General features: G+C 40.7%; 8 protein-coding genes and 2 pseudogenes. 4 read left to right on the forward strand and 6 right to left on the reverse strand.

What is annotated here, in order from left to right:
• Nucleotides 1-268: 268 nt before the first annotated feature.
• On the forward strand, nucleotides 269-658 hold the full coding sequence (locus FTT88_RS16265) for a hypothetical protein (protein WP_180003980.1): 390 nt from the start codon (nucleotides 269-271) through the stop codon (nucleotides 656-658).
• Nucleotides 659-752: 94 nt separating this feature from the next.
• Nucleotides 753-1322: a ribonuclease HII gene (gene rnhB, locus FTT88_RS16270; RefSeq protein ID WP_180003983.1), complete on the forward strand. Its 570-nt coding sequence runs from the start codon at nucleotides 753-755 to the stop codon at nucleotides 1320-1322.
• Between the two features lie 92 nt (nucleotides 1323-1414).
• On the opposite strand, the gene csrA is transcribed toward rnhB, so the two are convergent.
• The 3 genes from csrA to alaS all read right to left on the reverse strand — a co-directional run bounded on the left by csrA (nucleotide 1415) and on the right by alaS (nucleotide 6239).
• Nucleotides 1415-1669 carry a carbon storage regulator CsrA gene (gene csrA / locus FTT88_RS16275; RefSeq protein WP_078189080.1) on the reverse strand — a complete coding sequence of 85 codons (255 nt, stop codon included), beginning with the start codon at nucleotides 1667-1669 and terminating at the stop codon, nucleotides 1415-1417.
• Between the two features lie 249 nt (nucleotides 1670-1918).
• Nucleotides 1919-3199, reverse strand: coding sequence for an aspartate kinase (locus FTT88_RS16280; RefSeq protein WP_078189079.1), 1281 nt, complete (start codon nucleotides 3197-3199; stop codon nucleotides 1919-1921).
• A gap of 346 nt (nucleotides 3200-3545) precedes the next feature.
• Nucleotides 3546-6239, reverse strand: a complete 2694-nt coding sequence (alaS, locus tag FTT88_RS16285) for an alanine--tRNA ligase (RefSeq protein WP_180003985.1) — start codon at nucleotides 6237-6239, stop codon at nucleotides 3546-3548.
• A gap of 573 nt (nucleotides 6240-6812) precedes the next feature.
• Here alaS and FTT88_RS16290 point away from each other — a divergent pair.
• Nucleotides 6813-7841 carry a type I glyceraldehyde-3-phosphate dehydrogenase gene (locus tag FTT88_RS16290; RefSeq protein WP_180003987.1) on the forward strand — a complete coding sequence of 343 codons (1029 nt, stop codon included), beginning with the start codon at nucleotides 6813-6815 and terminating at the stop codon, nucleotides 7839-7841.
• Nucleotides 7842-8041: 200 nt separating this feature from the next.
• Entirely contained in the window at nucleotides 8042-8344 is a 303-nt protein-coding gene (locus FTT88_RS16295) for a hypothetical protein (RefSeq protein WP_180004122.1), read from the forward strand.
• A 158-nt stretch (nucleotides 8345-8502) separates the two neighbouring features.
• Here FTT88_RS16295 and FTT88_RS16300 read toward each other — a convergent pair whose 3' ends face one another.
• The 3 genes and pseudogenes from FTT88_RS16300 to FTT88_RS16310 form a co-directional block, all read right to left on the reverse strand.
• Nucleotides 8503-8802: an AzlD family protein gene (locus FTT88_RS16300; protein WP_180003989.1), complete on the reverse strand. Its 300-nt coding sequence runs from the start codon at nucleotides 8800-8802 to the stop codon at nucleotides 8503-8505.
• Nucleotides 8799-9098, reverse strand: a pseudogene (locus FTT88_RS16305) (branched-chain amino acid ABC transporter permease); the annotation flags it as partial. The pseudogene FTT88_RS16305 and the gene FTT88_RS16300, both read right to left, overlap by 4 nt.
• A 38-nt stretch (nucleotides 9099-9136) precedes the next feature.
• A pseudogene (locus tag FTT88_RS16310) lies at nucleotides 9137-9226 on the reverse strand (IS5/IS1182 family transposase); the annotation flags it as partial.

Here is a 9226-nt window from a genome sequence, read left to right on the forward strand (position 1 = left end):
TCAACCATCAAATAGAAAGTTGACCATGAGATGCCTGTGTATCGCTTGAACTGAGGATCAGAAAGCTTGTTTGAATCGATGTATTTCATCCGCAGATTATGCACGAATGCTAAGAAATCCGGAGTGCTAATATTAACCAAAAAGAAGATCGTTTTTTGATTTATGAAAGAGATCTACAGTTACCGAATTTATTTTAAATAGTCATATCAGATGGTGTGTGATTTGGGGCACAATATGCGCGTTAATTAACAGAACAAAGGAAATATTCGTGAAAAAATTAGTTGCTATTCTAGCACCATTAGCGCTTGTTCTTTCTGCATGTGCTGCGACTGGTACAACAGGTACAAGTACCTCTACAGGTACAACTTCAGCAAACAGCTTGGCAATGATGGCGGTTAAAGTGGGTGTTCAAGCGAAATGCGTGACTGAGCTAAATAACAACAGCTACTGGAAAACTGGTTCAAAACTATTAACAGAAACTCAAAAATCTGAACTACAAACTGAAGTGTGTTCATGTGTAGGCGAGAAAGCGACAACTAGCGTGACTGCAACGGATTTGGTTGTAGCAGCAATGGATAAAACTTCACAAGCAAATCTTGCGGCTAAAATCGTGACAAATACTTTAAATGCTTGCGTGATTGAAACATTTAAAAACTAAGATTTAGAACATTTTATACGACCCAGACATTGGTATAGCTGAGTATCAGCAAATCCAAATTAAGGGTCGTATTTTATTTTTGAGTGAGAGATATATGAAAATTGCTGGTGCAGATGAAGCGGGTCGCGGTCCATTGGTGGGTTCGGTTGTTGCGGCAGCTGTCATTTTAGATCCAAATAACCCGATTGAAGGTTTAAACGATTCTAAAAAACTCACTGAAAAAAAACGTGAAAAGTTATTTATTGAGATTCAAGAAAAAGCCTTGGCTTGGGCGATTGCTGAAAGTTCTGCACAAGAAATTGATGAGATCAATATTTTGCAAGCATCGTTACTTGCAATGCGTCGTGCAGTGGAAAAACTCAATGTACAGCCAGAACACGTGTTGGTCGATGGTAATAAAGTCCCAGCTGGTTTAGCGATGAGCTGTGATGCTATCGTGGGCGGTGATGCGATTCATCCAGAGATTTCGGCTGCGAGTATTTTGGCAAAAGTGACTCGAGACCATGAAATGGTTGAACTAGATGCAAAATATCCACAGTACGGTTTTGCGAAACACAAGGGCTATCCAACCAAAGCGCACTTTGAAGCAATTGCGCAGTATGGGGTGATTGATGAACATCGCCGCAGTTTTGGCCCCGTACGTAAAGTTCTAGAAGGGCAGTAATTAAGCTCAGTTGAACGTCTAAAGTAAAAGCATGTACTAGATAAATTTAAAGCGGCCTAATGAGCCGCTTTATCATTTAAACAACTTAAATCTTAGCGATTATAGTTGTTTTGGGAATAATCAGTTTCTTCAAAAGATGGCTGATATTCTTGATCAATGTTTTGGAGATGTTCGTGCATTGCGCGTTCATGTTGAATTCGTTGGTAAATTTCTTCACGATGAACAGATACTTCTTTTGGAGCATTCACGCCAATACGAACCTGATTACCTTTAACACCAAGTACAGTCACGCTAACTTGGTCTCCAATCATTAATGTTTCTCCGACACGACGAGTCAGAATCAGCATGTTTCTCTCCTTGCAAAATGCAAAACCTGCAAATGATCTGTTATGTAAAATTCATAACTTGTAAAAGCAAAAAAATTTAGCAGTGCATCTGAAACAATCATTGTGACAGTCGCAAACTGAGTAAATTTTAAAATCCTCAGGTTTAATATAACAGAGCCACTATAAAAAAAACTATAGTGGCTCTGAATTTTTACGATGTTTTTCAAAATCTGTCTAACAATGACAAATTTTGACACACAGCAAGGTTAATTAAGCACGTGCGCTTGATTCACCTGTTTCACGGTCTAGACCGAATGCAGTGTGTAGAGCACGTACAGCAAGCTCTAAGTATTTCTCATCGATAATCACTGAAATTTTGATTTCAGAAGTCGAGATCATCAAAATGTTAATGCCTTCTTTTGCAAGAGCAGTAAACATTTTGCTTGCTACGCCAGCGTGTGAACGCATACCAACACCAACGATCGATACTTTAACGATGTCTGCGCGAGTTGCAACTTCACGTGCACCAATTTCTTGTGCAGTCGCTTCAAGAATGGCTTTCGCTTTTGGTAATTCACCGCGGTTAACTGTAAATGTGAAATCAGTTGTGCCGTCTTCTTCAACGTTTTGGATAATCATATCCACTTCAACATTGGCATCACCAATTGGTGAAAGGATGTTTGAAGCAATACCCGGTTTATCCGGTACACCAAGAATAGTTAATTTAGCTTCATCACGGTTGAACGCGATACCTGAGATGATTGGTTGTTCCATGTTGTCTTCCGCTTCAGTGGTGATTAGTGTCCCGACGTTTTGTTTAAAGTTTTCGTCGAATGCGCCATCATCGTCATTATCAAAACTTGATAATACGCGTAAAGGCACTTGGTATTTACCTGCAAATTCTACAGAGCGAATTTGAAGGACTTTAGAACCAAGTGATGCCATTTCAAGCATTTCTTCAAAAGAAATACGATCAACTTTTTTCGCTTTTGGAGCGACACGAGGGTCAGTGGTGTAAACACCATCAACGTCTGTGTAAATCTGACATTCGTCAGCTTTAAGTGCAGCAGCCAATGCAACACCCGAAGTGTCAGAACCACCACGACCTAGAGTCGTTGTGTTGCCTTCGGCATCAAAGCCTTGGAAACCTGCCACAACAATGACACGTCCAGCGTCAAGGTTTGAAGTCAATACATCCGTATCAATCGCTTCAATACGCGCCTTGGTAAATGCGCTGTCGGTTTTAATACCAACTTGACGACCTGTAAGTGATTTAGCTTCAACACCAATAGAGTTAAGTGCCATTGCTAACATAGAAATCGTTACCTGTTCACCCGTAGACACCATTTGGTCTAATTCGCGTGGATCAGGTGTTTCGGTAATGGCTTTCGCTAAAGCAAGTAGACGATTGGTTTCGCCACTCATTGCAGATACAACAACCACAACTTTGTGACCGTGATCATGCCAACGCTTTACACGACGAGCAACATTTAAAATGCGCTCTGGAGTACCCATTGAGGTACCGCCATATTTTTGAACGATTAATGCCATAACTATCCTTACCAAGTAAATAAGTCTAAAGACTTAAAGCACTTACACATATTTTAAGACCGCACTTCGGCGCGATTTTAATATACCACGTAGCTCATGAACTCCAAGGTAGGAGGAGTTCAAATAGATACTTTGTGTCTGCAGGGGATTCACATGAACCCAGCCTTTTAGACTCCATTTTCATCATTTAGCCAGAGGTTGAATATTGGTTTCAACATGATGATTGAGTTTGCGTTTTCACGCATCAACAGTGTTTAAGCAGGATCCAGCATTAAAAAACACACTGCTTAAACCTGTTGATTTGCTCAAAGGAGGTGAGTCACTTTGAGCTATAGGACTTTTGGTCTTATTTTGCAGCTAACCATGCAACGAGGTCAGTCATTACTGCTTCAAGTTTGTCGCTATAAGGCGCACCACCTTGAGCCATATCAGGTTTACCACCACCTTTACCGCCAAGCTCTTGGCCAAGGTGTTTGATGATGTCACCGGCTTTTACAGCAGCAGTGTATTCTTTAGCAACCGAAGCAATCAGGCTCACTTTGTCGGCATCAACCGCCGCGATCACGATCACAGCATTGTCTAATTTAGATTTCACACCGTCGTGCAAGTTGCGAAGTGATTTCGCATCTACACCTTGAACCGTGGTGATTAATGTTTTGCGGCCAGCAATCTCTTGAACTTGACTCAATAACTCAGCGGCTTGGAAGCTCGCTAGTTTTTGGTTTAATTGTTCAATTTGCTTTTGCAAGCTAGATGCTGTGTGAGATAAAGCTTCAACTTTTTCTAAAGTTTGATCTTTTTGCGCTTTCAGCAAATCGTTGATTGCATGAATGTCACGATCTGCTTTTTGCGCAGCTTCAACAGCTTTAGTACCCGTAACGGCTTCAATACGACGTACGCCTGCAGCAACACCGCCTTCAGAAGTGATTTTAAATAGGCCGATGTCACCTGTGCGTTTTACGTGAATACCGCCACAAAGTTCGATAGAGAAGTTTTTCTCATCTTTGGTTGTACCCATAGACAATACACGTACTTCGTCACCGTATTTCTCACCGAATAACATCATTGCGCCTTTTTCTTTGGCCGCCTCGATGTCTAAAAGTTCAGTTGAAACAGCAGTATTGGCAATCACTTCGGCATTGACAATGCGTTCAATTTCTTGAAGCTGTTCAAATGAAACAGGTTGGTCATTAGCAAAGTCAAAACGTAAAAGTTCGCTTGCAACCAATGAACCTTTTTGCTGTACGTGCGTACCTAAAACTTGGCGAAGTGCTGCATGTAATAGGTGAGTTGCAGAGTGGTTGCGTGAAGTTGCTTCACGGATATCCGCTTTAACAATAGCCTCAACTGCTTGAGCTGCTTTTAAGTTACCCATGGTCACGATGCCTTGGTGTACAAAAGCGCCGCCTGATTTTTTGGTGTCTTGAACTTCAAAAATACCAGTTTCGTTTTTGAAGATACCTGTATCGCCAACTTGACCGCCACTTTCTGCATAGAAAGGTGTTTGGTTGAGAACGATCAGCGCTTCGTCACCTTCAAAAACTTCATCAACTTGTTCGCCGTCTTTGTAGATTGCAACAATTTGACCTTGGCCTTGAGTTGCGTCATAGCCGTCAAATTGAGTCTCGCCTTCAACTTTCACAATTGAGTTGTAGTCGACAGCAAATTTACCAGCATCACGTGCACGTTGACGTTGAGCCGCCATTTCGACTTCGAAACCAGCTTCGTCAATGGTTAAATCACGTTCACGTGCAATGTCTGCTGTTAAGTCAGTCGGGAAGCCGTAAGTATCGTAAAGTTTAAATACAGTTTCGCCTGGAATCACTGAACCTTTAAGTTGAGCTAATTCGCCTTCAAGCAATTTCAAACCTTGCTCTAAAGTTTTTGCGAATTGTTCTTCTTCTTTCAAAAGCTGAGCTTCGATACGTGCTTGCTGTGCAGCAAGCTCAGGATAAGCAGCGCCCATCACGTTGATGAGTGGTTGCAACATTTTATGGAAGAATGAACCTGTTGCACCCAATTTGTTACCATGACGTACTGCACGACGGATAATACGGCGAAGTACATAGCCACGGCCTTCGTTTGAGGGATTCACACCGTCAGCAATCAAGAAGCAGCAAGAACGTGCATGGTCAGCCACAACTTTAAGTGAAGCAGGGTATTCAACTGGTTTGTTTTCTGCTTGTGCTTTTGCTTCAAGTTCAGTGGTATCTAAACCAATGATTTCAGCAGCAGCTTTAAGTAGGTTTTGGAATAGGTCAATTTCGTAGTTTGAGTTTACATGCTGTAAAACTGCAGAAATACGCTCAAGGCCCATACCTGTATCTACAGAAGGTGCAGGAAGGGCATGCAGAACACCATCAGCAGTACGGTTGAACTGCATGAATACGTTGTTCCAAATTTCGATGAAACGATCGCCATCTTCTTCAGGAGTGCCCGGTAAGCCGCCCCAAATGTGGTCACCATGGTCAAAGAAGATTTCTGAACATGGACCGCAAGGACCTGTATCGCCCATTGCCCAGAAGTTATCTGAAGCGTATTTTTCGCCTTTGTTGTCACCAATACGGATAATGCGTGAAGCGTCTAGACCAATTTCTTTGTTCCAGATATCAAATGCTTCGTCATCTGTATGGTAAACAGTGGCATAAAGTTTATCTTTTGGCAGACCTAACCATTTTTCGTTGGTTAAGAAATCCCAAGCAAATGTGATGGCATCACGTTTGAAGTAGTCACCAAATGAGAAGTTACCCAACATTTCAAAGAACGTGTGGTGACGTGCTGTATAACCAACGTTGTCTAAGTCGTTGTGTTTACCGCCGGCACGGACACATTTTTGTGAAGAAGTTGCACGAACGTAGTCACGTTTTTCAAGACCAAGGAAGCAGTCTTTAAACTGGTTCATACCAGCATTTGTGAACAATAGTGTTGGGTCGTTGGCAGGTACCAGAGAACTCGACGCGACACGTGTATGCCCTTGCGATTCAAAGTAGCTTAAAAAAGCTTCGCGAATTTCAGCTGATGTCATAAAACGAGTACTCACAACCAAGTCTCTCCTAATTTCGATTTGGTAATAGCATATCAAGCAAGTCTTACAAAAATTTAAAGCTGGCTTGAGATGCTGACATAAAATTTAAAAACGCTAAATTATAACGGAAAAAGGTGTAGTGACCAATGATTTTCGGCTATCTCTATGACTTTTTATATGTTTTAAATTTAGCACCTATATTTTTAGATTTTTAAACCTTTGGAACGCTGAAAGTATTTATTGATTAATCTAGTGAGCACTGTTTTCGGCGTTTTATTTATATGTCTTGAAAAGTTTTAAAAGTTCAAATTCAACATGTTGATGAATGGTCTACATGAAGGTGTTTTGCATTTATATTTTTCAGTTCATTGGGAAAATTGCATGTTTGTATCCATTTTATTAAGAGTGATTGAACTTGATCTTGGTGCTGTACATTTTCAGTGAAGCTAATATTTGGATTTATACAGGCGCTAACGGTTTATAAAAATATAGCCCAATAAGCATTAAACGAATAAATGATAACGTTTTCATGTTGAAATCCATTAACATATAGATGCTTTATTTTTGTTTCAAAACGAAGGATTGGTCATGCAGCGAGTGGCAATTAATGGATTTGGTCGGATCGGACGCAATGTATTACGCGCTTGGTTTGAAAATCCAAAGGAATTTCATTATGAAATTGTTGCCATAAATGATGTCGCTGACGTGGAAACCATGGTGCATTTGTTTAAATACGACACCACGCATGGTCGTTTTGCAGGCCAAGTCGAAATTCTTGAACAAGATGGCGCTATTTTTCTAGATATCTCTTGTGCTCAAGCGCATCTCAAAGTGCAAGTTTTAAATGAAGCACAGCCGAGTCTTTTGCCTTGGCAACACCTGAATGTCGATGTGGTACTCGAATGCACAGGTTTATTTAGATCGCGAGAGGCAGCCACACAACATATTGGTGCAGGTGCCAAACGTGTGATTATTGGTGCGGCGCCGTTTGACAGTGTTGATGCTGCGATTGTGTATGGTGTTAATCATCATGAAGTCAAAGCGACGGATCAAATTATTTCGAGTGTGTCGTGTACCACGCAGGCTTTGGTGCCTTTAGTCAAAATTATTGATGATGCCTTTGGTATAGACACAGCACTCATGACAGAAATTCATGCTGTGACTGCGGATCAGTCTGTATTGGATCATGCACATCGTGACTTACGTCGTGCGCGAGCTTCAGGTCAAAATATTATTCCAACGACCTCTTCAGCTCTGGGTGCGTTGAAACGGGTCATGCCGAAAATGGAAGATCGAATCGATGGCTATTCGATTCGTGTGCCGACTATCAATGTTGCTGCAATCGATTTAAGTTTTGTGTCTCAATCAGTTATCACCAAGCATGAGTTAAATGCAGTGTTAAGCAAAGCTGCACGTTTTGATTATCATGAAATTATGTCAGTAACCGATGAGCCCTTGGTCTCAAGTGATTTTAATCATTCACCTTATTCATTGATTGTCGATTTGAATCAAACCATGGTGGTAGGAAAGCAAGCAAAAGTTTTCGCATGGTATGACAATGAATGGGGCTATGCGAACCGCTTGCTCGATTTATGTGAAAGTTTTCACTCTTTATAAAAATTCAAACTTATCCAATATAGAAAACATCTACTAGCTTGTAGGTGTTTTTTTATTTTCTAAAATTAGATGAAAAATCATGCGTAATGTCGTTGATGTATCTCGAAAATATTGAAAAACTTTAAAAAATATTCAAGCACAGCCGATTTATTGTTTAAGATGAAAGTCAAAGAAATATATAAAGAGTATTGAGCATGATGTTGATGTTACTTTGGGGATTTATTTTATTATTGGCGCTGGCGGTTATATTTTTAATTTGGCTACAGTTTAATCGTGACGTATCACAATCTACCGCGCATGAAACTTTGCCACTTGAAGAAAAAGTGGTGCATCTAGAAGCCAACCTGAAAAAAACCTTGGAAATTATGCAAGACCTTGCAAAGAAAATGCATATCCAACAAGAAGTTCTAGATCAGACCGCTCACAAATTACAGCAAGTTGAATTGCAAAATGCAGAGTTGGTGAACCTTTTGGCAAAAGTGGTCAAGACTGATCAAAGTTAATCGAAAAATACAAAAGACTGCCCATACCTCGATATTTACTGAATGCATGTGATCTCAAGGTATGGGTATTTTTTTATCCAATAAGATGATTCTCAATATTTATTGTCATTGGGTTCAAATCGTAGTTCACGCGTTTTTCAACATATGATCGTATGGGACTAAATCAAAATTTGTCTTAACACGGCTGCTGAAAGCATGCTAATCACAACGGTAGGCAATAATGAAAAACGTGATGCTGCAAATAGGGTAATGGCCATCACGATCAAATCAGCAGGATTATCTTTAACAAAATAAGGCGCGATCACTGAGATCAACACACAGCCGGGAACAACTTCCATAATTTGACGTTGTTTGTTGGTGAGGCTACGGTTTTTCAGTAACACATAACCCAAGATACGGGTCAGGTAAGTGGTTAAGGCAATAAATAGAATCGCGATCAGGGTGCTAGAGTGGATCATACATCATCTCCAATTAGGAAAAATGCAGAAGCAATACCCGTAACTGCGCCAATCGGAACATACTAGCCCGCAGGGAGATACAAATAAGCCAGAGATGCGGCAATCAAACTGACCAGCCATGGACGTGCCGCTTTAAAGCCTTTCCACATGCCACGTAGTAAAACAAGAAATACAGCAGGGAAGGCCATATCAAAACCAAGTCGACTAATATCGCCAAGTATCGGTCCGATCATTGCTCCTAAAGTGGTAAAGCCAACCCACATCAAATACAGAGCACAGCATAAGCCTGCATAGAACATTAGGGTGTGTTGACATTTACAGCCGATAAATTGAGCTAAAGAGGCAACCATATAAATATACAAGCTAAAGCAACAGCGCTTTGATAGTTACGTTTTAGCTTATCGTATCTTGTGGCAATTCCTCT

The sequence above is a fragment of the Acinetobacter sp. YH01024 genome (assembly GCF_013420195.1).
GTDB classification, from domain to species: domain Bacteria; phylum Pseudomonadota; class Gammaproteobacteria; order Pseudomonadales; family Moraxellaceae; genus Acinetobacter; species Acinetobacter amyesii.